Here is a 23,415-nt window from a genome sequence, read left to right on the forward strand (position 1 = left end):
GCGAGCGAAGCGAGCCACGAAGGGCTCCGCAACGTGTCTCACCAGGCCCTTCGTGGCTCGTCGCTATCGCTCCTCACACCTCAGGGAGCAATGGGATGGGGTCGCTTCTTTCGGATCAGGGAGCAGGGAGCAGGAGGGCCAGCGGTGCTGCGCTTTTTTCGGATCAGAGCAGTTCGAGGATGGTGGTGTTGGCCATGCCACCGGCCTCGCACATCGACTGCAGTCCGTACCGGATGCCGTTGTCGCGCATGTGGTGTACGAGCCGCGTCATGAGGATGGCGCCCGAACCGCCGAGCGGGTGGCCGACGGCGATCGCACCGCCGAGCGGGTTGAGACGCTCGATGTCGGCACCGGTCTCGGCCTGCCAGGCCAGCGGGACGGGGGCGAACGCCTCGTTGATCTCGAAGGCCCCGATGTCGTCGATCGACAGCCCGGATCGCTTGAGCGCCTTGGCCGTGGCCGGGATCGGCCCGGTCAGCATGATCACCGGGTCATCGGCTGCGACGACCGCGGTGTGGATGCGGGCGATCGGCGTGAGACCGTGCGACTTCGCGGTCTCGCCGGACATGATCAGCAGGGCACCCGACCCGTCGGAGATCTGCGAGGAGTTGCCGGCGTGGATCACGCCGTCCTCGCTGAAGGCCGGCTTGAGCTTGGCGAGCGATTCGAGCGTCCCACCGCGGCGGATGCCCTCGTCCCCCTCGAGTACCCCCGGAATCGGCGCCAATTGGGCGTCGAACGCACCGCGGTCGGCCGCCTGCGCAGCAAGTTCGTGCGAGCGCAGCGAGTACTCGTCGAGGCGGGTGCGGTCCAATCCCCATTTCGCGGCGACCATCTCGGCGCCGATCCCCTGGCTGAACTTGTCGACGCCGTAACGGTCGAGGACCGTGGGCGGCTGATGCTCGCCATTCGGTGCGGCGCTGCCCATCGGGACACGACTCATCGACTCGACCCCGCCGGCTATCACGACATCCTGCTGGCCGGACACCACCGCCGCGGCCGCCATGCTGACCGCCTGCTGGCTGGACCCGCAGGCGCGCGTCACAGTGGTTCCGGGGACACTCTCGGGCCAGCCGGCGGCGAGCACGGCCGTCCGCGCGACATTGCCCGCCTGCTCGGCGGCTTGGCTGACACATCCCCAGACGACGTCGTCGACGACGGCCGGATCGATGCCGGTCCGCTCGACGAGCGCCTCCAGTACATGGGCGGACAGGTCGGCGGGATGGATACCGGACAGGGCGCCGCGGCGGCGGCCGATGGGCGCGCGGACCGCGTCGACGATCACTGCATCACGCATGGGGACTCCTCGATGTCAGGGCAAGGGATGAAGTTGTGTCCGACGTGCACCACGCCGGCGGACGCCGATCGCCCGCTGTGACGAGCCGACCACCGGGGCGCTTGGCAGACAAGTCGATTCACACTCACAGTCGATGAGGCCCTACCTATGGGACGCGCAAGTCACGAGGTGGCGCCTTCGACGGCCGGCGCGTGCGGACGCAACCGAGCACGATCGCGCTCGGGATCGGCGAAGACCAGCGCGAGCACCGCGCACACCGCGGCGACGATTCCGAGCACCTGGAACGCGGTGGCGTAACCCTCGGCCGGCGTGGCGGCCGCGTCGACGATGACACCCGTCGCGTACGGCGCGACGAGACCGCCGATCGCCATGATCGCCAGGAAGACACCCAGCGTTCCGGCGGTCTGCCGGGGCGGGCAGATCTCGGCGACGGCCGCGTTGAACAACGGGAACACCGTGGCCGCGAAGCCATAACCGATCGACAGGATCGCGACCGCGACGATCGGTGTGCCGACCGAGGGCAGCAGGAACAGCAGGACACCGGAGACGAGAACCCCGACCGACGGCACGACGATGCGCAGCATCCGCGAGGTCGCCCCTTTCGAGATCATCCGATCACTCGTGATCGAACTCAGCACCATCAGGACCAGGCCGACGATCGAGGGGAACGCGAACATCGACCCGGACTGCAGGCGGCTGTACCCCAGCCCCTCTTCGAAGTACGACGGCAACCACGTGAGCACGACACTGACCAGCGCATAAACGCTCATCACGACGAGCGCGCCGGTGACGAACGTGCGTGAGCGGAAGATCGAGATCCACGGCGTCGCGGGTTCGGCGCCGGCACTCGCGGTCGGCGCGTCCTTCGACGTCTTCCCACTCGCGATGTACGGGCCGTTGCGCCAGGTCGACAGCCAGACGACACACCAGACGAGGCCACCGGCGGCAAGGGAGATCAGTGCCCAGCGCCACCCGAAGCTCACTGTGATCACGGCGAGCAGCGGAGCGATCGCGATCTTCGAGATCGACGCGGCACCGGCGAGGAGGGCACCGGGCAGGGCGCGCCGGGCCGGCGGACGCCAGGAGTAGGCCGCCGTGTGCAGGAGCGCCGAACTCGGACCTTCGGCGAGACCGAGGAACAGCCGACTGAGGACGAGGACCGCGAACGACGCCACGACCACCATGGGGAGCATCGCCGCGGCCCAGCACAGGGCCAGGAGGACCAGCGACCAGCGCAGGGTCATCCAGCGGTTGAGCAGTCCCGCGAAGAAGCCGCCGATCGTGAACGTGAGGAAGAACAGGCTGCCGACGAGACCGATCTGCGAGGAGCTCAGACCCAGCTCCTCGCGAGGGTTGCGCGATGATGCCCAGCACCGCCTTGTCGGCGTAGTTGATCACGTAGAGGCTGACCAGCAGAGCCGTGAGACCCCAGGCGCCGGCGCGTGATTCGCCGCGCGGGCCGAGACCTCGCGGCGTCTGGGCCGCTTCGAAGTCGACGGTGTGGGCGGGACCATCGGGTCCCGTGCGCGCCGCTGACCCGGGCTTGTCGCCGGCTCCTGATCCGGAGGCGGTGGAGACCGTCATGGCATTACCTCTTCCAGACGAGTGATCTGGGTTGCGATGCGCTCCGTCAGTGTTATGGCTCATATCCGTTCCGATTCAAACCAGGGTCGAACCCCTCTGACAACGTTCGCTCGGCGAACGACCTGACTGTCGCTGCCTATGTGTTGAGGACACGGAGTTGCGAGCGGGGTCATCGGCGATGGCTATCGGACCGATAGGCGCCGGTGGCGCAGCCGAGTGCCATTGGCTCGCGCTATCGCTCCCTTAGTTCACCGCGACTACTTCGCCGGGCCGCCGCCGGGCATGCTGTGAGACGGGCGCGTGCCGGTCGCGCACCAACGTCCGCCCGACGGTGCGAGCGCACCCCGACCGACTTCGGAGACCAGCCACCATGACCCGCCTCGCGCAGACCCTGGGCCTCACCGAGATCCAGACGGAGATCCTGGCCAACGTCCGCTCGTTCGTCGACAAGCAGATCATCCCCACCGCACAGGAACTCGAGCACGCCGACGAGTATCCGCAGGCCATCGTCGACGGCATGGCCGAGATGGGCCTGTTCGGCCTGATGATCCCCGAGGAGTACGGCGGACTCGGCGAGTCCCTGCTGACCTACGCGTTGTGCGTCGAAGAACTGGCACGTGGATGGATGAGCGTGTCGGGCGTGATCAACACCCATTTCATCGTGGCGTACATGATCCGCCAGCACGGGACCGACGAGCAGAAACAGCGCTTCCTCCCCCGCATGGCGACGGGCGAGATGCGCGGCGCGTTCTCGATGTCCGAACCGGAACTGGGGTCCGACGTCGCGGCGATCAAGACCAGCGCGAAGCGGGACGGAGACGTCGGATACGTCATCAACGGTCAGAAGATGTGGCTGACCAACGGCGGGTCGTCGACTCTCGTTGCCGCCCTTGTCCGTACCGAGGAGGGCAACGAGAAGCCGCACAAGAACCTCACGACATTCCTGGTGGAGAAGCCGGCCGGCTTCGGCGAGGTACTCCCCGGCCTGACCATCCCGCGCAAGCTGGACAAGATGGGCTACAAGGGCATCGACACCACCGAACTGATCTTCGACGGTTACCGCGCGCCCGCCACCGACATCCTCGGGGGCGAACCGGGCCGCGGCTTCGCGCACATGATGGACGGCGTCGAGGTCGGGCGCGTCAACGTGTCGGCCCGCGCCTGCGGAATCGCCCAGCGCGCCTTCGAACTCGCGGTGAAGTACGCGCAGCAGCGGTCCACCTTCGGCAAACCCATCGCCGAACACCAGGCCGTTGCGTTCTCGCTGGCCGAGATGGCGACGAAGGTCGAGGCGGCACACCTGATGATGGTCAATGCGGCACGACTGAAAGACTCCGGCGAGCGCAACGACGTCGCCGCCGGGATGGCCAAGTACCTGTGCAGTGAGTACTGCGCCGAGGTCACCCAGGCCAGCTTCCGCATCCACGGCGGTTACGGCTACTCGAAGGAATTCGAGATCGAGCGCCTCATGCGCGACGCGCCCTTCCTGCTGATCGGCGAGGGCACCAGCGAGATCCAGAAACAGATCATCTCCAAGGGGCTCCTACGCGAATATCAGGAGCGATGACCACTTGAGGTGAATGTCGTCAGACCCGTCCGCCCACAACAGTTTCGAGGGACCAATGCAGCGTCGCATCTTCACCGAGGACCATGAGTCCTTCCGCAAGACCATCCGTGACTTCATCGCCAAAGAGGTCGCGCCGGTGTACCACGATTGGGAGAAGCAGGGCCATCCGCCGCGTGAGTTCTACAACAGGCTGGGCGAACTCGGCGTCCTGGGCATCGAGGCACCCGAGGAGTTCGGGGGCGGTGGCGTCTCGGACTTCACCTATTCGATGGTGATCGCGGAGGAGACTTCGGCGGCCGGTGTCACCTTCGGCAGTTACTCGGTGCACTCGAACCTGATCCTCCCCTACCTCGTCGAGTACGCCACCGACGAGCAGAAGCAGCGGTGGTTGCCCGGATTCTGTTCCGGCGAACTCATGTTCGCGATCGCCATGACCGAACCCGGCACCGGGTCGGACCTCGCCAACATCTCGACCACCGCCAAGCTGTCCGAGGACGGGTCGCACTACGTGCTCGACGGCGCGAAAACGTTCATCACCGGCGGCGCCTTGGCCGACCGCATCCTGGTCGTCGCCCGGACCGCACCGTTCGACGAGTCGAATCGTCGTGCGGGCCTGTCGATCCTGGTGGTCGACACCTCGTCGGAGGGTTTCGCCGTCGGACGCAGGATCGAGAAGATCGGCCTCAAGGCATCCGACACCGCCGAGCTCTCGTTCAGCTCGGTCAAGGTGCCGGTCGAGGACCGGCTCGGCGAGGAGGGTGCCGGCTTCTCGTACCTGGCGCACAATCTCGCGCAGGAACGACTCACCATCGCCATCGGGGCGTCGGCCACCGCCGCCGCGGCCGTCCAGCACGCGATCGCCTACACCAAGGAGCGCGACGTCTTCGGCAAACCCGTTGCGGCGTTCCAGAACACCAAGTTCGTCCTCGCCGAGTGCTCCGCCGAGGTCGAGGCCATCCGGCAGTTCGTCGACCGCGCACTCGAACTCCACAACGAGGGTGAGCTCACCGTCCCCGATGCTGCTCGCGCGAAACTGTTCGCCACCGAGACCGCCGGCAAGGTCATCGACAAGTGCCTGCAGTTGCACGGCGGGTACGGCTATGTCCTGGAGTACCCCATCGCCCGGCTCTACGCCGACACACGCGTCACGCGGATCTACGGCGGCACCAGCGAGGTCATGAAGACGATCATCGCCAAGGATCTCGGCCTGTAGGTGGTCCAGAGCTCTTCCAAAGTGCGGGATTCGTAACGGTTTCCAGTACGAATCCCGCACTCTGCGGAGGGTGATCAGACGGTCGCTCGTCGCACCTGCGACGCGACGTATCCCGGGCGTTCCACGAGATCCGCCCAGGTGAAGTTCAACACCGTCCAGCCCAGGGCGATGAGGGTGTTGCGGCGGGCGCGGTCGTGCTGGAACGCCTCGGCGTCCCGGTGATGAGCCATGCCGTCGATCTCGACCGCCACCTTCCTCCCGACGAAGGCGAAGTCGATTTCGTAACCGGACACCGGGTGGTTGGCGACCCAACCCGCTATGTCGTGCTCGGCGAACAGTTTCACGGTCAGCCGTTCGGCAGCCGAACGGGCACCAGAACCGACGAGCACGAGCATCTTCGCCATCTCGGTTGCACCACGGCAGCGGCGTCGCCGCTGGTAGGTCTCGAGGAGAGCGTCAACCGTGACCTTCTTGTTCTGAAGTGCCCGGTCGAGTACGTCCATCTTTCCTTCAACGGCGCCTTCGAGGACGGACAACGGCACCGCGGTCACCGTGAGTCCCTTCTCGACCACGACGTCGGCCGCGTCGAGGGATCTCCGGATGACCACCGTCCCCTTCTCCGGCGAACCGTGCCAGCTTCGGGGAGCGGTGACGGTAGTCGTCGTCGGCCGCTTGGTCACGAGGCCGTGCCACCACGCCGCCGCGAGTCCGCTGAGAACGGCGTCCGCGGAGACCTGCAGGGTCGCCAGTCGGGTCCGGGTCCTTGCGGTCACCGGATGATCGGCCAGGCGATAGACGCCGGAACTCGCACGAACCCACTCACCGGACTTCACCCGCCGGGCCACCGAGGCACGACTGAGACCGTGCTCGCGGGCCTGCGCCGCGGTGATCACGCCGTCGCGCGTGAGGATGAAGGTCCGCAACGCAGGTGCAGTAGCCATGTGGTTGTAGACGCACCCGGGATCGCGCCGGTTCCACTTCCCGCAGAGTGCGGGATTCGTGCCGGTTTCCAATACGGATCCCGCACTCTGTCGTCGGACCCGAGGTCGTGCCTTAAGATTCCCTGAGCAAACTCGGTGGGCAGTGGAAGCGGTGTTCGGTGGTAGGCAGGTTTCGGGGCGGGGTCCAGATCTTGGCGACGGTGCTGGTCACCGCTTTCGTGGTGTCGATGATGGCGGCGGTGGTTGCGCCCGCGCAGGCGGCCCCGACGCGCTACACCGGCGGTACCTACGTCGCTCTCGGTGATTCGCGTGCGTCCGGCAGCTTCTACACCCCGACGCCCGCCTACTTCGGCGGATGCAAGCGGTCGGCGTTCAACTACCCCACCCTCGTCGCCGCCGCGACCCTGCCGCGACGCTTCATCGACGCCTCGTGTGCGGGCGCGCAGTCGGCACATCTGTACCGGGCCCCGCAGCACACCAGCGGTGGCACGAAACCCATTCAGCTGCACCTGGTTCCGCGCGACGCCCAGCTGATCACCGTGAGCATCGGCGGCAACGACATGCGGTGGGGCGCGATCTTCGGCCAGTGCCGGACCCCGGCGTTCACCGACCGGCGCTGCCGCCACAACCGTGCCCTCGAGAACGAGGTCCGGTGGCGGATCGAACTCATGGAGAACCGCGTCACCCCCGCTCTGCGCGCGATCCGGAACAAGGCGCCGCACGCCCAGATCATCGTCGTCGGTCTGGGCGGCTTCATCGGGTTCACCGGGTGCTGGCCGCTGGTCCCGCTGAGTGACCCCGACGCCCGGTGGATGCGCGAGGTCTTCAACCGCGCCAACGGCGCGCTCTGGCGGGCGTCGACCAAGGTCGGCGGCACCTTCATCGACGCCAACCGAGGATCGGCGGGACACGATGCCTGCAACCTCATCAACCCCTGGTACGAGAGCGCGCTGTCGAATCGGATCGCGCTGCCCTTCCACGTCAACCAGGCCGGCGCCGTCGCGTTCGCGGCCATGATCAACGGGGCCATCCGCCGTTAGGCCGAGACCGGTCACCCACTAGCGTTTGTCGGGTGGCTCATCTACTCGGCGCGGAAACCCTAGGCCTCGAATACCCGACCACCAAGGTCTTCGAGTCGGTGTCCCTCGGGGTCAACGAGGGCGACCGGATCGGCATCGTGGGCCGAAACGGCGACGGTAAGTCGAGTCTGCTGGCGATGCTCGCCGGACGGATGCAACCCGATTCCGGTCGCGTCACCGTCCGCGGCGGCGTCCGCATCGGCGTGCTGGACCAGGTCGACGTCTTCGACGACGACGAGACCGTCGGGCACGCCGTCGTCGGCGACCGTCCCGAACACGAATGGGCGGGTGACGCGAAGGTCCGCGACGTCATTGGCGGGTTGCTCGGCGACGTCGAATGGACAGCGCCCACCAGTTCGTTGTCGGGTGGTCAGCGCCGCCGCGTGTCGCTGGCACGCCTCCTCGCGGGCGAGCATGACGTCCTCGCGCTCGACGAGCCGACCAACCACCTCGACGTCGAGGCCATCACCTGGCTCGCCGACCACCTGAAGCGACGCTGGCCGGCCAACGCCGGCGGACTGCTGGTGGTCACCCACGACCGGTGGTTCCTCGACGAGGTGTGCACGGTCACCTGGGAGGTCCACGACCGCATCGTCGAACCCTTCGAGGGTGGCTACGCGGCGTACATCCTGCAGCGGGTGGAACGGGACCGGCAGGCCGCCGCCATCGAGGCACGACGACAGAATCTCGCCCGCAAGGAACTGGCCTGGCTCCGCCGCGGCGCGCCGGCCCGGACGTCGAAGCCGAAGTTCCGCATCGACGCGGCCAATGCCCTCATCGCCGATGTCCCACCGGTCCGCGACACGGTCGCCCTGCAGTCACTGGCCACCGCTCGTCTGGGCAAGGACGTCGTCGACCTGCTCGACGTGTCGGTCTCCTACGGTGACCGCAACGTCCTCGACGGCGTCGAGTGGCGGCTGGCGCCCGGTGAGCGCACCGGCATCCTCGGGGTCAACGGCGCGGGCAAGTCGACGCTGCTCGGCCTCATCGCCGGAACCGTGGAACCGACCGGCGGCCGGGTCAAACGCGGCAAGACGGTCAAGGTCGCCACCCTGACCCAACGCCTCGACGACCTCGACCGGTACCTCGACGACCCGGTGCGGGTGGTCATCGCGCAGTTGCAGACCACGTACACCTTCGGTTCCGGATCGAAGGCACAGGAGCTGTCGCCGTCACAGCTGCTCGAACGGCTCGGCTTCGACGGCGCGCAACTCTCGACCCCGGTCCGCGACCTCTCGGGCGGGCAGAAGCGGCGGCTGCAGTTGCTGCTCATCCTGCTCGACGCGCCGAACGTGCTGATCCTCGACGAGCCGACCAACGACCTCGACACCGACATGCTCGCCGCGCTCGAGGACCTGCTGGACTCGTGGCCCGGCACGCTGATCGTCGTCTCGCACGACCGGTACTTCCTCGAGCGGGTCACCGATCAGCAGTTCGCCGTCCTCGACGGCGGGCTCCGCCACCTCCCCGGCGGCGTCGACGAGTTCTTGAGACTCCGCTCGGCACAGGCGAAGACGTCGGGTTCCGGATCGACATCGGGCGGATCCGGTACGAGCGCCACAGCTTCGGGGAACGGCGGCGCGTCGGGCTCGTCCCTCAGCGGCGCCGAGCTGCGCGCGGCCAACAAGGAGCTCGCCTCGCTCGAGCGTCGGATCGACAAGCTGCACAGCAAGATCGATGCTGCCCGGACCGCGCTGGCCGACCATGATCAGTCCGACTACCAAGGCCTTGCCGCGGAGACCGAGAGCATCCGCAGCATGGAATCCGAACTCGAGGAACTCGAGGAACGCTGGATGGAACTCGGCGAGAGCGTCGAGTGATCGACTCCGCGAGAACCGGTCGGCCCGATTTCAACGGCCGAACGACTCCCGGATCGCGGCCAGCACGTCCGGCAGCGACTCGTCGACGACGCCGCTGTGATCGGCTCGCGCGTAGGTCTTGAGGTCCACATCCGTGCCGGCGTCGCGCATCGCGGACCGCAGCGAACGACTCAGCGGGTACGGCAGCACGGGATCGAGAAGACCATGTGCGAGCGTGACTTTCACCGGGTAGCCGGAGACGGGCACCTCGGCGTACTCCCGCAGGGCGTCCCGGAAGTCCTGCTCCGCGGTGAACGACGACGCCACGAGTGAGCCCGGCGGCACCGACCGCAACGCGTCCACGAGATCCCCGTTGCACCGGGCACGCGCGCGGTCGAGGAAACGCTTGCCGTCCGACGTCAGGGAATCGGCGACGCGGAGTTCCGGGTTCGCGTGGTCGAGACCGGCGAGGGTGAACAGGAACGGCGCACTCAGCACATTGAGCGCGCCGAGGCCGGGCACGCGGGGACCGAACAGACCGAACAGGTTCTCCAACGACGAGACCGGGGCGATCGCGACGATGCCGGCGACCGGCAGATCCGGTGCGAATTCCGCGGCGAGACGGCCCGCGTGCAGCGCAGCGTGGCCGCCCTGCGAGTGCCCGGTCGACACCCAGCGTGATCCGAGCGAGGCGTCGACCGACCGCGCCGCGCGGATCATGTCGATCACCGAGTGAGCCGCCGCGCGACCGCCGAGGTATTCGGTCTCCCCCGCCGACCCGAGCCCCGCGTAATCGGTTGCCGTGACCGCGAAACCGGCGTCGAGCGCCGCGCGCACCGGGGCCTCGACGCCGTCGCCCAGCCGGTGCAGGGTTGGCGCGCACTCGTCGGCCAGGCCAACCGTTCCGTGGGCCCAGGACACCACGGGCCAGCCACCGGCGGGCGGCGTACCCTTCGGCACCCAGTACACGCCGCTCGACATCGCCGGGCGGCCGTTCTGATCGCGCGTCGCATAGGTCAGGCGGGTGCCCGAGCCGGCCGCCGACGGGAGTTCGCCGTCGGGGACGTCGGAGGTGGTGAAGACGAAACCGTCGGCGGGTGCGGCGGCCGTCGACGGGCCGGCCGTGACGATGCAGAGCGCGAGCAGTAGAGCGACGACGGCGCTGACCGCGCGCAGCGGGGCGACGACTGCGGCGGGTCTGCGGGACATCAGGCAACCGTAGGCGATCAGTGGCGGACGTCGGCTCCGAGGACGCGCGTACCGGCGGCGGGACCGCTGGCGGTGCGGACCGACCGGGCGACGCCGGCGCCGGACAGTTCGGCGGCGACGTTCACCGCGCCGGTCTCGTCGGCGCACAGGAAGGCGCATGTCGGACCGGAGCCGGACACGATGCCGCCCAGTGCTCCGGCGTCGATTCCGGCACGCAGGGTCCGGCGGAGGGTGGGTTGCAGCGAGAGCGCCGCCGGTTGTAGGTCGTTGTGCAGCAGGGGCGCCACCGCATGCGGGTCACCGGACGCCAGGGCCTGCATGAGTTCGTCCGGGCGGCGGAGGAGGTCCCGCTCGTCGTCGGTGGCGCATTCTCCGGAACGGCTGTCGCGCAGCCGATCCAGTTCGCGGTACACCGCGGGCGTGGACAGTCCGTCGCGTGCGAGCGCGAGCACCCAGTGGAAGTCACCGCGGGAGAGGACCTGCATCAGCCGCTCGCCGCGTCCGGTACCCAGGGCGGTGTTGCCGTGCAACGCGAACGGGACGTCGCTGCCCAGGTCCGCCGCGATCGCGGCGAGGTCGTCGCGGCCGATGTCGAGCTTCCACAGGGCGGCGAGTGCGACCAGCGCCCCGGCGGCATCCGCGCTGCCACCGGCCATGCCCCCGGCCACCGGGATCGTCTTGTCGATGTCGATCGCGACCTTGCCGGGACGGTCCGCCCACTCGGCCAATGCCAGCGCGGCCCGGACCGCCAGATTGGACTCGTCCGTCGGGACCGACCCGGCGCCTTCGCCACGAACCGTGATGCTCATCTCGTTGGCCCGGGCGACCCGGATGTCGTCGTGCAGGGACAGCGCCTGGAAGACGGTCACGAGGTCGTGGTAGCCGTCCTCGCGGCGCGGACCGACCCCGAGGTGCAGATTGACCTTCGACGGAGCCCGCGCGGTGACGGAGTCCGACACCACCGACAGCGACGTTCGCGACACAATGATCCAGCCTAGCGCCCCGGCGTCGGCCCCGCGCCCACCGATGCGGTCGGTCCGGCGCTCCAGCCGCCGTCGATCAGGGGCGCCAGCCGCGGTCGACGAGTTGTCCGACGTGCTCGACGACCAGCACCGCGCCCGCGTCGCGCAACTCACCCTCCGCGAATCCACCGGACCGCACCGCCACGCACTCCGCCGGCAGGCGATGCGCCGACGCCACGTCCCACACGGTGTCGCCGACGACGACGGCCTTACCGCCGCCGGCCTCGTCCAGGGCGACCGACAGGATGTCGGGCGCCGGTTTGGACGAATCGGCGTCGTCCGAGGTGGTCACCGCGGCGAAGTCGTTCCGCGACAATCCCATCGACTCGAGGGCGGCGTCGGTGAACTCCGACTTGCCCGACGACGCGAGCGCCACCCGGTAGCCGGCGTCCAGCAGTCCCCGCACCAGATCGGCCGCGCCGGGCAGGGGCCGCACGTCGGGCAGCAGGTCGCGATAGGCGTCCTCCCACTCGTCGCGCAAGGTGTCGCCGAGCGATTCCTCCACGTCGTCGCCGAGCAGCTCGCCGACGAGCCGGTCGCCACCCATGCCGATCGCCCGGTGCACCTGCCACCACTGCGGGATCAGGTCGTGAGCAGCGAAGGCCCGCATCCACGCCAATGCGTGGAGGTAGGTGGAGTCGACGAGCGTACCGTCGACATCGAGCAGCACGGTGTCGATCGACCCATCCGCTTTCCGGTCTGGCATCTGCGCCTCGTTTCCGGGGTCGAGAACTGCGCCCCGTCGTCGAACGTCCGTCGTCCGGGCACCACCGTCTCGAGCGTCCCGGGTTTCGGACCCATGACTCATGGCTACACCGAAGCGACCCATCTCGCAGAGGAGACCTCCATGGCAACACGTTTCGGCTACACCCTGATGACCGAGCAGGCAGGCCCGAAAGAGCTGGTGCGGTACGCCGTCGGCGCCGAAGACGCCGGCTTCGACTTCGAGGTGTCGAGCGACCACTACTTTCCGTGGCTCTCGGCCCAGGGACACGCCCCGTACGCGTGGACGGTCCTGGGAGCCGTGGCCCACGCGACCGAGCGGGTCGACCTGATGACCTACGTGACGTGCCCGACGATCCGCTACCACCCGGCGATCATCGCGCAGAAGGCTGCGACGCTGCAGATCCTCGCCGACGGTCGCTTCACTCTCGGCCTCGGCTCGGGCGAGAACCTCAACGAGCACGTCGTCGGCGAGGGCTGGCCCTCGGTCGCCGACCGCCAGGACATGCTCGCCGAGGCGATCGAGATCATCCGCAAACTGCACACCGGTGAGCTCGTCGACTTCCGCGGCGAGTTCTTCCAGGTCGACGCCGCCCGGATCTGGGATCTGCCCGACCAGCCCGTCCCGATCGGCGTCGCAGTGGCGGGCAACGCGGGTATCGAGACGTTCGGGCCACTGGCCGACCACCTGATCGCCGTCGAACCCGACGCCGACTTCATCAAGGCGTGGAACGAACATTCGTCGACCCCGACCGTCGACGGGCAGCGGTCCCGCGCGATCGGGCAGATCCCCATCAGCTGGGATCCCGACCGCGACAAGGCGATCGAGCGCGCCCACGATCAGTTCCGGTGGTTCGCCGGCGGGTGGGATGTCAACGCCGACCTGCGCACCACCGCGGGCTTCGCCGCAGCGACGCAGTTCGTCACGCCGGACGACGTCGCGGGCAACATCCCCTGCGGCCCGGACCTCGACCAGATCGTCGAGGCGGTGAAACCCTTCTGGGAGGCGGGATTCACCGACATCGCGCTGGTGCAGATCGGGGGCGACACCCAGGACGCGTTCCTGCGCGACGCCGCTCCCGAGTTACTGGAGAAACTGCGCGCCGCGTCGAACTGAGTCCGATTGCGCATCGAGGTTCCAGGACTGCTGGGTGCGGTCCTCGCCCGCTCGCAGCACGGCGGTGTGCACATCGCCGACGCGGCGACCCGACGGGAGTTGATCGATCTCGTCCTCGGGGCGTCGGCCGGTGTAGCGGAAGCCGGCCGACGCCGCCAGCCGCGCCAGGGCCACGTTGTCGACCAGCGCCCGCCGGATCACGCGATCGAACCCGGCTCCGCCGTCGGCGGGGTCGGCGAAGGCGTGGTCGAGGACCGCGGCGAGCGCCTCGGTGAGGTAGCGATGGCCCCGATGCGACGGCGCGCACCAATAGCCCAGTGACGCAACGCCTTTCTCGACGGTTCGCAGTCCGATGGTGCCGACGAGTTCACCGCCGGGGATCTCGATCGCCCACACCGACGACCCGGAGGCCGGGGCGATGTCGCGGACGAAACGTTCGGCGTGCGCACGCGTATACGGGACCGGGACCAGTGTGAAGCGCTGGATGTCCGGATCCTGGCAGGCGCGGAAGGTCGGTTCGATGTCACGGTCGGCGGGTGGGCGCAGCCGCAGCCTCGGCGTCGTCAGAGTCTGTGGTGGAACCATGTCGGACCTCGTCGTCGATGCTGCGGATGCACAACACGGTACGAGCTTCTCCCCGCCGACGGCGAGCGGTTTTGCGCCCGCCCCCACGACGAGCCGCGGTCTCCCGCGATCAGCGACCCGGCGTCGAAATCAGGTCGTGCGAGCGAGGCGGACGAAGTCGTCGACGTCGAGCTTCTCGCCCCGCACACCCGGATCGATACCGGCCTCACGGAGTCGGCGTTCGGCCTCGGCCGCCGAACCGGCCCAGCCGGCCAGCGCTGATCGCATCGTCTTGCGTCGCTGGGCGAATGCGGCGTCGATCGCGGCGAACACCTGTTGCCGCACAACGGGATCGGTCGAGTGGTCGTCGGTTCGTTCGATGCGGACGAGACCCGACTCCACCTTCGGTTCGGGCCAGAAGACGTTGCGCCCCACCGCACCGGCCCGGCTCACGCGACCGTGGTAGCGCGCCTTGACGCTCGGCACCCCGTAGGTGCGGCTGCCCGGGCCGGCGGCGAGGCGGTCGGCGACCTCGGCCTGCACCATCACGAGGGCGGTGGTGATCTCCGGGAAGAGTCCGAGCAGGTGCAACAGGACCGGCACCGACACGTTGTACGGCAGGTTCGCGACCAGCGCGGTGGGGACCACCGGCAGGTCGTCGCGCGTCACCTGTAGCGCGTCGGCGAGGATGACCTCGAAGTTGCCCTGCCGACTCGGGGCATACTCCGCGATCGTCGCCGGAAGACGTTCCGCGAGCACCGGATCGATCTCGATGGCGACGACCCTGCCCGCCGCCCCGAGGAGGGCGAGGGTCAGTGAGCCCAAGCCCGGACCGACCTCGAGGACGGTGTCGTCGGGCCCGACCCCCGATGCCGCGACGATCCTTCGCACGGTGTTCGCGTCGTGGACGAAGTTCTGTCCGAGAGTCTTGGTCGGCCGGACGCCGACCTCCGTCGCGAGCTCCCTGATCTGTGCCGGCCCGAGGAGACGCGGAGCCTCGTCGGGCGCGCCGTCGGGTGAACCCGCTGTCGAGTCGCTGATCAGCGCAGGCCCAGCTTGGACGAGCAGGACGGCCATGCGCCCCAGCCCTGGACCGCCTGGGTCTTCTTCGCGATGGCGATCTGTTCTTCGCGGGTGGCGAGGTCGGCGCGCGGCGCGTACTCGAGTCCGCCCCAGCGTTCCCAGGTGTTCTGGTCGAACTGGACGCCGCCGTAGAAGCCGTTGCCGGTGTTGATCGCCCAGTTGCCGGTCGCCTCGCACGCGGCGAGCGCGTCCCACACCGACCCCGGCGGCACGAACGGCGCACCCGGCTTGGTGCCGATGCGAACGGTGGCCGCGACGGGCTCGCTGAGCACCTCGCTGGTCAGCTTGTCGCGCTTGACGACCCGGCCGTTCACGGTGGTCACCTTGTAGGTGACACGCGCCTCGCCGGGCGTGCCCTTCTTCTCGACGACCTTGCGGTCGCGGACGAGGGTCGGGTCCTCTTTCTTGACCTCCGGCGGGGCGACCGGTTCGGTGAGCGTGACGTCCTCGGTCTTGATCCGGGTGACGACGATCTTGAGGTTGGGGGTGATCTTGGTGTCCGCTGCGGGGGTGACCTTGTCTTCGGCGCCCAGCGGGGTGCCGAGCGACTCGAGCAGATCCTTCACGGTGTGCGCGGCGACGGTCGGGCGCTTGCGGGCCGGTCCGTCGACGAGGTTCACCGGCTTGGGCAGCGCGACCTCGATCTGACCGCCGTCGACCGGCAGTTCCTCGCCGAAGGCGGTCTCCTCGGCGGCGTGGGTCAGTCCGCGTTCGGCCATCAACTGGTCCACGGTCGAGGCGTTGGTGACGATGGTCTCGCGCTTGCCCTCGATGTCGAGGGTGAGTTCCTTGAGCTTGTTGACCTTGATGGTCTGGCCGTCGCCGAAGCCCGAGTCGGGTGCCGGGCTCACCTTGTCACCGTCGGCGGGCGCCAGCCCCTCCGACTCGAGGAGACTCTCGACGGACATCGCCATGGTGGACACGTGCCGGATGTCGCCGTCCACGTCGATCGCGACGTTCTTGTGCATGCTGACGCCCATGACCCCGCCGGCCGCGACGGTGGCGCACACGGCGCCGACGGCGACGCGGACACGCAACGACTTCGAGCCGTTGATCTTGGCGAACACCGAATTGGACGATGTCGGAGCGGACGGCTCCGGGTTCGAGAGTTCGGGGTTTTGCAGCTCTGGGTTGGGCAGAGAAGACAAGGGCACGACATCCTGATAGGCAACACTGGCACCACGCCGGCCGAGTGGATCAGCACGTCGGCCAGCTGGATCACAGTACGATAACGAACCGGCCAGATTATGGCAAAGGGATGCCGTAGACGCGCCGTGCGTTCGCCCCGAGGATGCGAGCCATCTCCTCGTCCGCCACGCCGCGCACGGCCGCGAGGGCCCGGGCTGTGTACGGCAGACAATAGGACTGATTGGGCTGGCCACGGTAGGGATGCGGGGTCAGGAACGGCGCGTCGGTCTCGACGAGGATCTGGTCGTCGGGGACCAACTCGGCCGCGACCCGGAGCTCATCGGCGTTGGCGAAGCTCACAGTGCCGGCGAAACTGAGCATGAACCCACGCTCGACACATTCGCGTGCAACATTTCGGTCACCGGAGAAGCAGTGCATGATCACGAATTCCGGGGCGCCCTCCGCGGCCAGGACGTCGAGTAGATCCCGGTCGGCCTCGCGGTTGTGGATCATCAGCGGCTTGCCGACCCGCTTCGCGAGGTCGATATGCCAGCGGAACGTCTCGTGCTGCACCTCGGGCGACGCACAGTCGTCGGACTTCCCGGGCCAGTAGTAGTCGAGCCCGGTCTCGCCCACCGCGACGACTCGCGGGTGACGCACCATCCGCTCGAGCTCGGTGGCGGTCTCGTCGTTCAGATCGCCGGCATGCATCGGGTGCAGGGCCACCGCCGCGTAGACGCGATCGTCCCACTCCGCGGCGGCGACCGCCCACCGTGCATCGACCATGTCGTCGGCGACGGTGACCACATGGCCGACGCCGACGCCCTGCGCGTGGTCGCAGATCGCGCGGACCGTCTCGGCGTCGCGTCCGCCGCATGCAGCGAGGTGGGTGTGCGCGTCGACGAGGCCGGGCAGCGGCGCCGGGTCCGGTGGCGGTTCGCGTCGACGTCGCTTCTTGGCGGCCTTGTTGCTCAGGGTCTCGCCGTTGCTCGGAGTTCCGTCACCGCCGGTCTCGACATCAGCCTTGTCCGCGGCACCCGGGGCGTCGGTCATGGCACCCACCTTGGCACAGCGCGCCGACACCATCCGGTGCGGTCCCGACACCACTAGAGCGTCACCGTCCCCTCGATCACCGTCGTCGTGTCGCCGCCGATCCAGATGTGCTCGCCGTCGTCGTGGACGTGGATGCGGCCGGCCCGACCGAGCGCCGCACCTTGCGCGGCGACGTAGGACGCCGGCGCCTGCCCGGTGGCCCGCAACCACATGGCGATGCCGGCGTTGAGACTGCCCGTCACCGGGTCCTCGGGGACCCCGATGCCCGGCACGAACGCGCGCACCTCGCCGAAGACCTCTCCGTCCCCCGAGCCGTACCGCCCGAACAACCCGACCTTGTGATCGCCGAGGGCAGGGATGTCCGGGGTCACCTCGAGCACCCGCTCGCCCGATTCGAGTTGCAACACCATCCATTCCGGCCCGTTGTCGACCCACTCGGCCGCGCGGACCTCGGCCGTGTCGACCCGTAGCGCCGCGGCGACCTCGGTGACGACGGCGGCGTCGACGGGTCCAGACCGCCGCAACGGCGGCGCCGCGAAGGCCAGCCGTGCACCAGTGCGCCGCAGTCGCACCAGGCCGACGCCGCACTCCTGCACGATGTCCTCCCCCGCAGGCCGGCCGCCCGTCGTCAGCCAGGCATGTGCCGAGCCGAGGGTGGGATGCCCGGCGAACGGCAACTCGCCGTCCGGGGTGAAGATGCGCAGACGGTAATCGGCGGCAGGGTCGGTCGGCGGCAGCACGAAGGTCGTCTCCGACAGGTTCGTCCAGCGCGCGAACGCGGCCATCCGGTCGTCGGGGATGTCGGTGGCATCGAGCACCACGGCAACCGGGTTACCACCGGTCCCGGTAGCGGAGAACACATCGATCTGAGCGAATCGTCGAGTCATCGGACCATCGTCTCACCTCCAGTTGTCGCCCGGTCAAAGCCTTTTCGGGCGCGCAGGCGTCGCCGGAGGAACCGCTGTCCGGGACGACGCGTGCGATCGCGCGCCCGCGGCCGGCAGAAAACACCCGGGGTGGCCACGCAAATCGCGCCGGAGTCGCCCGGGACGGGTAGCGTGGCGAAGCGTGTTGGGATTGCCAGATTCGATCACCGTCGCACTGTTCGACCTCGACGGGGTTCTCACCGAGACCGCGGTGCTACACCGCAAGGCGTGGAAGAAGGCGTTCGACGCCTTTCTCGCCGCCCGTGCGGGCGGCGCAGACCACTCCGACTTCGTCGAGTTCACCGACCAGGACTATCTGGACTACGTCGACGGACGTCCCCGTGAGGACGGCGTCCGGGCCTTCCTCGCCTCTCGCGGAATCGACGATGTCGACGCGCAGACCGTGACCGCGATCGGAGACGGGAAGAACGACATGTTCCTGGTCAGCCTGGCCGAGGACGGCGGGCAGGCCTATCCGGGGTCCGTGCGATATCTCGAGGCGGCGCGCGACGCCGGTCTCCGGATCGCCGTGGTGACCTCCTCGAAGAACGGAGCAGCAGTGCTGGATGCGGCAGACCTGTCGAAATTCGTCGAGGTCCGGGTGGACGGACTCGACATCGTGTCGAAAGGGCTGAAGGGCAAACCCGCACCCGACTCGTTTCTCCTGGGCGCCGAACTGATGGGCGTCGAGCCCGCCGCGGCGGTCGTCTTCGAAGACGCCATCTCCGGCATCGCGGCCGGCAGCGCGGGAGCCTTCGGCTACGTCGTCGGCATCGACCGGGTCGGTGGCGGCCAGGCCGAGGCGATGCGTGCCGCCGGCGCCGACATCGTCGTTAACGACCTCGTCGAATTGCTCCCCGCATGACCGCCGAGCACGGCCACGACTTCGGCTTCGAGATCCATCCGTGGCAGCTGAAGTGGCGCGGCGGCGTCGATCTGGACATGCTGGGCCGAACCGAGACGCTCTTCGCACTGTCCAACGGGCACATCGGTTTACGCGGGTCCTTCGAAGAGGGTGAGCCGGTCGATCATCCCGGCACGTACCTCAACGGCTTCTACGAGCTGCGCGGCCTGCCCTATGCCGAGAGCGGTTACGGATATCCCGAATCCGGACAGACCGTCGTCAACGTGACCGACGGCAAGATCATCCGGCTGCTGGTCGAGGACGAGCCGATGGACCTTCGGTACGGGCGTACCGAGGAGCACGAGCGGACGCTGGACTTCCGGACCGGCACCCTGCGTCGTCACACGGTGTGGACCTCACCCACCGGCCGGAAGGTCCGCATCAAGTCCGAACGCCTCGTGTCCTTCACCAAACGCACGATCGCCGCGATCCGGTACGAGGTCGAGCCGGTCGACGAGGACATGAAACTCGTTCTGCAGTCCGATCTCCTGGCCAACGAGCCGGTTCCGGCACCGGGCAACGACCCGCGTCTGGCGGCGGCGCTCGACGCCCCGCTGGTCTCCGACCTCGCCACCTGCCGCAACTACTGGGGCATGCTGGTCCACCACACCAAGAAGTCCGGCCTGCACATGGCGGCCGGCATGGACCACGAGATCTATTTCCCCGACAAGGCCGACACCTTCATCCGCGCCGACGGCGACCTGGCCCGGCTCACCATCGCGGCCAACGTGCCGAAGGGCAAGAGTCTCACCCTCACCAAGTACATGGGGTACGGCTGGTCGGCCCGACGCTCGGTGCCGGCGCTGCGCGCCCAGGTCGACGCGGCCCTCGCGATGGCGATGGAGACCGGTTGGGATTCGCTCAAGGCCGACCAGGTCCGGTACCTCGAGGACTTCTGGCGCGACGCCGACGTCGAACTCGACGGCGATCCCGAACTGCAGCAGGCGGTTCGCTTCGCGTTGTTCCATGTCCTGCAGGCCGGCGCGCGCGGTCAGTCCCGCGCGATCCCGGCGAAGGGTCTCACCGGCCCCGGCTACGACGGTCACACCTTCTGGGACACCGAGAGTTTCATCCTCCCGATGCTCACCTACACCGTGCCCGCCGCCGCCGGCGAGGAATTGCGATGGCGCCACTCCACCATGGACAAGGCGAAGTCCCGGGCCGCCGAACTGGGGCAACGCGGGGCCATGTTCCCGTGGCGCTCGATCAACGGCGACGAGTGTTCGGGGTACTGGCCCGCGGGCACCGCGGGCGTCCACGTCTCCGCCGACATCGCCAACGCCACCGCGCGCTACCTGCGGGCCACCAACGACGAACAGTTCGAAACCGAATGCGGCGTCGAACTTCTCGTCGAGACCGCCCGGCTGTTCGCCGGTCTCGGGCACCACGATGTGAACGGCAAGTTCCGCATCGACGGGGTCACCGGTCCCGACGAGTACACCGCCGTCGTGAACAACAACACCTTCACCAACCTGGCGGCGCAACAGAATCTGCGCGACGCCGTGGCGGCGGTGCATCGCCGTCCGGATCTCGCCGAGCAATTCGGGGTCACGACCGCCGAGGCAGCGCACTGGGAAGCGTGCGCCGACGACATGACGATCCCCTTCGACGACGCGCTCGGCGTGCACCAGCAGTGTGAGTCGTTCACGTTGTTGGGCGCCTGGGACTTCGAGTCCTCGGTGGGACGCTATCCGCTGCTGTTGAACTACCCGTACTACGACCTCTACCGCAAGCAGGTGGTCAAGCAGGCCGACCTGGTCTTCGCGACCTACCTGTTCGGCGACGCCTTCACGCCCGAGCAGAAGCTGCGCAACTTCGACTACTACTACCCGCTGACCGTTCGTGACTCGTCGCTGTCGGCCTGCTGCGAGGCGGTCACCGCCGCCGAGGTCGGTTACCCCGATCTCGCCTACGACCTGCTCGCCGAGTCCGTGTTCACCGACCTGCACGACCTGCACAACAACGTCAGCAGTGGCCTGCACATCGCGGCTCTCGCCGGTGCCTGGACCGACTGCGTGGCGGGTTTCGGCGGTATGCGCGACTTCGGCGGGAACATCACGTTCGCACCGCGGCTGCCGAAGCGGTTGACCTACATGTCCTTCCGCATGATCATCCGGGACTCGAAGATCGTGGTGGCCGTCGACAAGGACAATGCGACGTACCGGTTGTTGTCGGGTCCGCCGATCGACCTGGCGCACCACGGCGAGAAGTTCACGCTCGAGTCCGCGCCGATGACCATGCACATTCCGGAGCTGGAATACCGCGAACCGCCGAAGGCCCCGCCGGGGTGCGAACCGTATCGCCGGGAGATCTAGCTCTCGGTGCTTGACCTTCTCACTGTGTCAAGCGCTCAGATGGGTGGCGAAGGAGGTGGTCGACGATGACCGACCAGACAACCCACGCGCCCGACCCTGCCCTGCTGGCGGCGCTCGCCGCCGATGACGCCTCGACGAGGCTGCGTGCCGCGATGGCGGCGGGCAGCAACCCCCATCCCGGCTACGCCGAGGAGCTGATCCGACGCTGCGGCGTCGAGCCGGATTTCTTCGTGCGGGACATGCTGACCTGGGCCCTCACGCGGTTGCCCGCCGATCTCACGGTTCCCGGACTCGTGACCGAGCTGGGGTCGGCGTCCCCACAGGCGCGGGCCCAGGCCCTGCACACCCTGTCGAAGATCGGGGATCGATCGGCGTGGACGTCGATCACCCTCGCGCTCCTGCACGACACGGACGACGAGGTGGCGCGCGCCGCGTGGCGGACCGCCGTCGGCCTGGTCCCGTCCGGGCGGGAGACCTGGCTCGCGAACGAACTGGCCGGCGAACTCGGTCGTGGGAGCACGGACGTGCAGCGGAGTCTCAGCCGTGCCCTGGCCGGGCTCGGAGGCTCCGCCGCCGGACCATTGACCGCCGCGAAGAGGCGCGGCGATCTGACGGTACGGGCACACGTGGCCGCCACCGAGCGGTTGATCGACGACCCGGACAGCGACTTCGCCGCTGCGTTGGAGTACGCGACACGGTTGGTGAACAGCGATGCCGCGGCTGAGGATTCGTCGGCGATGGGGCCAGAGGACGGTACGTAGCGGTGCTGATCGGCGAGGTGGCGCGGCATACCGGTCTGAGCAACCGGATGCTGCGCCACTATGACTCGCTCGGCCTCGTCCGGCCCACGGGCCGGACGTCGGGCGGTTATCGCGAATACTCCGACGCCGACCTCGAACGGCTGATGCACGTCGAGAGTCTCCGCTCGCTCGGACTGTCGCTGCGGGAGGTGGGACTCGCGCTCGACGACCCGGAGTTCGCGCCGGACTCGCTCATGGACCGGCTCGTCGACGACACGAAGGCGAGGATGGCCGCCGACGCGCAACTCCTCGAGCGCCTGCAACATGTCCGGGCGACGGGCCCCTCGGACTGGTCGTCGGTGCTGGGTGTGATCGGCCTCCTCCGTGCGGTCCAGTCCGAGCATGCGGCCCTTCGTCAGCAGGCCGCACTGCTCGCCGGGGAGGTGGGCGTGTCCGGGGATTCGCTGGCCGACGCGCTGCTGGCCGAGACCGATCCCAACGTCGCCGGCGCGCTGCGCTGGGCCCTCGCGCAGCGGCCGGGCGGCGTCGAGCGTCTCGCCACCGGCGCGTCGGACCCCGACCCGTCGATCCGACGCCGAGCGGTCACCGCCCTCGCCGCCGTCGACGAGACCCCGGAGGTCGCCTCGGTGTTGCGCGGACTGCTCGACGACCCCGACACCGTGGTCCGACGCATCGCCGCCCTGACCCTCGGGCGTCGCGGCGTCGCCGCTGCGGTCGATGCACTGGTCGAGCTCATCGCAGCCGGCGACCGGGACGTCGAGGCCGCCGAGATCCTCGCCGGCCACGAGGCACATCGAGAGCGGATCGTCGACCTGCTCGTCGACCGCCTGGGCGCCGACCCGGACGCGGCCGTCCGATCGAGGCTGGTGCAGGCGCTCGCCGAAATCCCCGGTACCGCATCGACTTCGGCGCTACAGGTGTACATCCATGATGCCGACGACATGGTCGCCAGGACAGCGGTCGTGATTCTGGACCAGCGGCCGGTGGACTGAGCGCCAGGTTTCATGAGCCGCACACCCACCCCATTTCGGTGAACCCACGTCCACACCGGGCCGTGGGTTCACTGAAAAGGGGTGGGTGTGAACCGACCGAATCGGCCGGACCGGAATTGGGTCCGGTCGCGCGCGGTC

The 23,415-nt window shown here is 68.6% G+C and carries 19 protein-coding genes and 1 pseudogene; 9 read left to right on the forward strand and 11 right to left on the reverse strand.

Translation table 11 applies throughout. The features are described 5' to 3' along the window. Nucleotides 1-163: 163 nt before the first annotated feature. Together ACFUEJ_RS22015 and ACFUEJ_RS22020 are read right to left on the reverse strand one after the other, a co-directional pair. Nucleotides 164-1,297, reverse strand: a complete 1,134-nt coding sequence (locus ACFUEJ_RS22015) for a thiolase family protein (protein WP_058251438.1) — start codon at nucleotides 1,295-1,297, stop codon at nucleotides 164-166. 161 nt (nucleotides 1,298-1,458) lie between these two features. Further along, nucleotides 1,459-2,881 (reverse strand): annotated as a pseudogene (locus tag ACFUEJ_RS22020) (MFS transporter). Nucleotides 2,882-3,251: 370 nt separating this feature from the next. Between ACFUEJ_RS22020 and ACFUEJ_RS22025 the strand changes: the two are divergent. Next, nucleotides 3,252-4,448: an acyl-CoA dehydrogenase family protein gene (locus tag ACFUEJ_RS22025; protein WP_058251439.1), complete on the forward strand. Its 1,197-nt coding sequence runs from the start codon at nucleotides 3,252-3,254 to the stop codon at nucleotides 4,446-4,448. A gap of 55 nt (nucleotides 4,449-4,503) precedes the next feature. Continuing rightward, nucleotides 4,504-5,661 (forward strand): acyl-CoA dehydrogenase family protein, encoded by a 1,158-nt coding sequence (locus ACFUEJ_RS22030; RefSeq protein WP_058251440.1) that lies wholly within the window; start codon nucleotides 4,504-4,506, stop codon nucleotides 5,659-5,661. A 74-nt stretch (nucleotides 5,662-5,735) separates the two neighbouring features. Here ACFUEJ_RS22030 and ACFUEJ_RS22035 read toward each other — a convergent pair whose 3' ends face one another. Next, complete coding sequence (locus ACFUEJ_RS22035; RefSeq protein WP_388031841.1) at nucleotides 5,736-6,602, reverse strand: type IV toxin-antitoxin system AbiEi family antitoxin domain-containing protein; 867 nt, start codon at nucleotides 6,600-6,602, stop codon at nucleotides 5,736-5,738. Between the two features lie 200 nt (nucleotides 6,603-6,802). Between ACFUEJ_RS22035 and ACFUEJ_RS22040 the strand changes: the two genes are divergently transcribed. Then, nucleotides 6,803-7,642, forward strand: coding sequence for an SGNH/GDSL hydrolase family protein (locus ACFUEJ_RS22040; RefSeq protein ID WP_388031844.1), 840 nt, complete (start codon nucleotides 6,803-6,805; stop codon nucleotides 7,640-7,642). A 32-nt stretch (nucleotides 7,643-7,674) separates the two neighbouring features. Further along, nucleotides 7,675-9,501 carry an ABC-F family ATP-binding cassette domain-containing protein gene (locus ACFUEJ_RS22045; RefSeq protein WP_058251442.1) on the forward strand — a complete coding sequence of 609 codons (1,827 nt, stop codon included), beginning with the start codon at nucleotides 7,675-7,677 and terminating at the stop codon, nucleotides 9,499-9,501. 30 nt (nucleotides 9,502-9,531) lie between these two features. Here ACFUEJ_RS22045 and ACFUEJ_RS22050 read toward each other — a convergent pair whose 3' ends face one another. From ACFUEJ_RS22050 to ACFUEJ_RS22060, 3 genes are all read right to left on the reverse strand, one after another. Then, on the reverse strand, nucleotides 9,532-10,689 hold the full coding sequence (locus ACFUEJ_RS22050) for a lipase family protein (RefSeq protein WP_058251443.1): 1,158 nt from the start codon (nucleotides 10,687-10,689) through the stop codon (nucleotides 9,532-9,534). Nucleotides 10,690-10,706: 17 nt separating this feature from the next. After that, nucleotides 10,707-11,672 (reverse strand): 4-(cytidine 5'-diphospho)-2-C-methyl-D-erythritol kinase, encoded by a 966-nt coding sequence (locus ACFUEJ_RS22055; RefSeq protein ID WP_058251444.1) that lies wholly within the window; start codon nucleotides 11,670-11,672, stop codon nucleotides 10,707-10,709. 76 nt (nucleotides 11,673-11,748) lie between these two features. Beyond that, a complete protein-coding gene (locus ACFUEJ_RS22060) occupies nucleotides 11,749-12,417 on the reverse strand; it encodes an HAD family hydrolase (protein ID WP_058251445.1) in 669 nt (222 codons plus the stop codon). 141 nt (nucleotides 12,418-12,558) lie between these two features. Between ACFUEJ_RS22060 and ACFUEJ_RS22065 the strand changes: the two genes are divergently transcribed. Beyond that, nucleotides 12,559-13,551 carry an LLM class F420-dependent oxidoreductase gene (locus ACFUEJ_RS22065; protein ID WP_058251659.1) on the forward strand — a complete coding sequence of 331 codons (993 nt, stop codon included), beginning with the start codon at nucleotides 12,559-12,561 and terminating at the stop codon, nucleotides 13,549-13,551. Here the strand turns inward: ACFUEJ_RS22065 and ACFUEJ_RS22070 are convergent. From ACFUEJ_RS22070 to ACFUEJ_RS22090, 5 genes are all read right to left on the reverse strand, one after another. After that, nucleotides 13,519-14,136 carry a GNAT family N-acetyltransferase gene (locus tag ACFUEJ_RS22070; protein WP_388031849.1) on the reverse strand — a complete coding sequence of 206 codons (618 nt, stop codon included), beginning with the start codon at nucleotides 14,134-14,136 and terminating at the stop codon, nucleotides 13,519-13,521. The two genes, ACFUEJ_RS22065 and ACFUEJ_RS22070, sit on opposite strands and share 33 nt — an antisense overlap. Before the next feature lie 129 nt (nucleotides 14,137-14,265). Then, nucleotides 14,266-15,192 (reverse strand): 16S rRNA (adenine(1518)-N(6)/adenine(1519)-N(6))-dimethyltransferase RsmA, encoded by a 927-nt coding sequence (gene rsmA, locus ACFUEJ_RS22075; RefSeq protein ID WP_137808867.1) that lies wholly within the window; start codon nucleotides 15,190-15,192, stop codon nucleotides 14,266-14,268. Further along, complete coding sequence (locus ACFUEJ_RS22080; RefSeq protein WP_203235936.1) at nucleotides 15,156-16,322, reverse strand: resuscitation-promoting factor; 1,167 nt, start codon at nucleotides 16,320-16,322, stop codon at nucleotides 15,156-15,158. The genes rsmA and ACFUEJ_RS22080 overlap by 37 nt, the downstream gene beginning before the upstream one ends. 121 nt (nucleotides 16,323-16,443) lie before the next feature. Continuing rightward, nucleotides 16,444-17,379 (reverse strand): TatD family hydrolase, encoded by a 936-nt coding sequence (locus tag ACFUEJ_RS22085; protein ID WP_388031852.1) that lies wholly within the window; start codon nucleotides 17,377-17,379, stop codon nucleotides 16,444-16,446. A gap of 53 nt (nucleotides 17,380-17,432) precedes the next feature. After that, complete coding sequence (locus ACFUEJ_RS22090; RefSeq protein ID WP_137808869.1) at nucleotides 17,433-18,266, reverse strand: PhzF family phenazine biosynthesis protein; 834 nt, start codon at nucleotides 18,264-18,266, stop codon at nucleotides 17,433-17,435. Between the two features lie 181 nt (nucleotides 18,267-18,447). Here ACFUEJ_RS22090 and ACFUEJ_RS22095 point away from each other — a divergent pair, with 181 nt between their 5' ends. The 4 genes from ACFUEJ_RS22095 to ACFUEJ_RS22110 all read left to right on the forward strand — a co-directional run bounded on the left by ACFUEJ_RS22095 (nucleotide 18,448) and on the right by ACFUEJ_RS22110 (nucleotide 23,277). Continuing rightward, complete coding sequence (locus ACFUEJ_RS22095; RefSeq protein ID WP_388031854.1) at nucleotides 18,448-19,170, forward strand: HAD family hydrolase; 723 nt, start codon at nucleotides 18,448-18,450, stop codon at nucleotides 19,168-19,170. Beyond that, nucleotides 19,167-21,524, forward strand: a complete 2,358-nt coding sequence (locus ACFUEJ_RS22100; RefSeq protein ID WP_058251451.1) for a glycoside hydrolase family 65 protein — start codon at nucleotides 19,167-19,169, stop codon at nucleotides 21,522-21,524. Before ACFUEJ_RS22095 ends, ACFUEJ_RS22100 begins: the two co-directional genes overlap by 4 nt. Nucleotides 21,525-21,589: 65 nt before the next feature. Then, nucleotides 21,590-22,285 carry a HEAT repeat domain-containing protein gene (locus ACFUEJ_RS22105; protein ID WP_265965622.1) on the forward strand — a complete coding sequence of 232 codons (696 nt, stop codon included), beginning with the start codon at nucleotides 21,590-21,592 and terminating at the stop codon, nucleotides 22,283-22,285. A gap of 2 nt (nucleotides 22,286-22,287) precedes the next feature. After that, complete coding sequence (locus tag ACFUEJ_RS22110; protein WP_068972390.1) at nucleotides 22,288-23,277, forward strand: HEAT repeat domain-containing protein; 990 nt, start codon at nucleotides 22,288-22,290, stop codon at nucleotides 23,275-23,277. The last annotated feature ends 138 nt before the right edge of the window (nucleotides 23,278-23,415 follow it).

Source organism: Gordonia sp. NPDC057258 (assembly GCF_042668985.1).
Lineage (GTDB): Bacteria > Actinomycetota > Actinomycetes > Mycobacteriales > Mycobacteriaceae > Gordonia > Gordonia hongkongensis.

Coding starts and splice junctions, on each gene's coding strand:
- ACFUEJ_RS22015 (WP_058251438.1), bottom strand. CDS start 1,297: ATGCGTGATGCAGTGATCGTCGACGCGGTCCGCGCGCCCATCGGCCGC.
- ACFUEJ_RS22025 (WP_058251439.1), top strand. CDS start 3,252: ATGACCCGCCTCGCGCAGACCCTGGGCCTCACCGAGATCCAGACGGAG.
- ACFUEJ_RS22030 (WP_058251440.1), top strand. CDS start 4,504: ATGCAGCGTCGCATCTTCACCGAGGACCATGAGTCCTTCCGCAAGACC.
- ACFUEJ_RS22035 (WP_388031841.1), bottom strand. CDS start 6,602: ATGGCTACTGCACCTGCGTTGCGGACCTTCATCCTCACGCGCGACGGC.
- ACFUEJ_RS22050 (WP_058251443.1), bottom strand. CDS start 10,689: ATGTCCCGCAGACCCGCCGCAGTCGTCGCCCCGCTGCGCGCGGTCAGC.
- ACFUEJ_RS22060 (WP_058251445.1), bottom strand. CDS start 12,417: ATGCCAGACCGGAAAGCGGATGGGTCGATCGACACCGTGCTGCTCGAT.
- ACFUEJ_RS22065 (WP_058251659.1), top strand. CDS start 12,559: ATGGCAACACGTTTCGGCTACACCCTGATGACCGAGCAGGCAGGCCCG.
- ACFUEJ_RS22070 (WP_388031849.1), bottom strand. CDS start 14,136: ATGGTTCCACCACAGACTCTGACGACGCCGAGGCTGCGGCTGCGCCCA.
- rsmA (WP_137808867.1), bottom strand. CDS start 15,192: ATGGCCGTCCTGCTCGTCCAAGCTGGGCCTGCGCTGATCAGCGACTCG.
- ACFUEJ_RS22085 (WP_388031852.1), bottom strand. CDS start 17,379: ATGACCGACGCCCCGGGTGCCGCGGACAAGGCTGATGTCGAGACCGGC.
- ACFUEJ_RS22090 (WP_137808869.1), bottom strand. CDS start 18,266: ATGACTCGACGATTCGCTCAGATCGATGTGTTCTCCGCTACCGGGACC.
- ACFUEJ_RS22100 (WP_058251451.1), top strand. CDS start 19,167: ATGACCGCCGAGCACGGCCACGACTTCGGCTTCGAGATCCATCCGTGG.
- ACFUEJ_RS22105 (WP_265965622.1), top strand. CDS start 21,590: ATGACCGACCAGACAACCCACGCGCCCGACCCTGCCCTGCTGGCGGCG.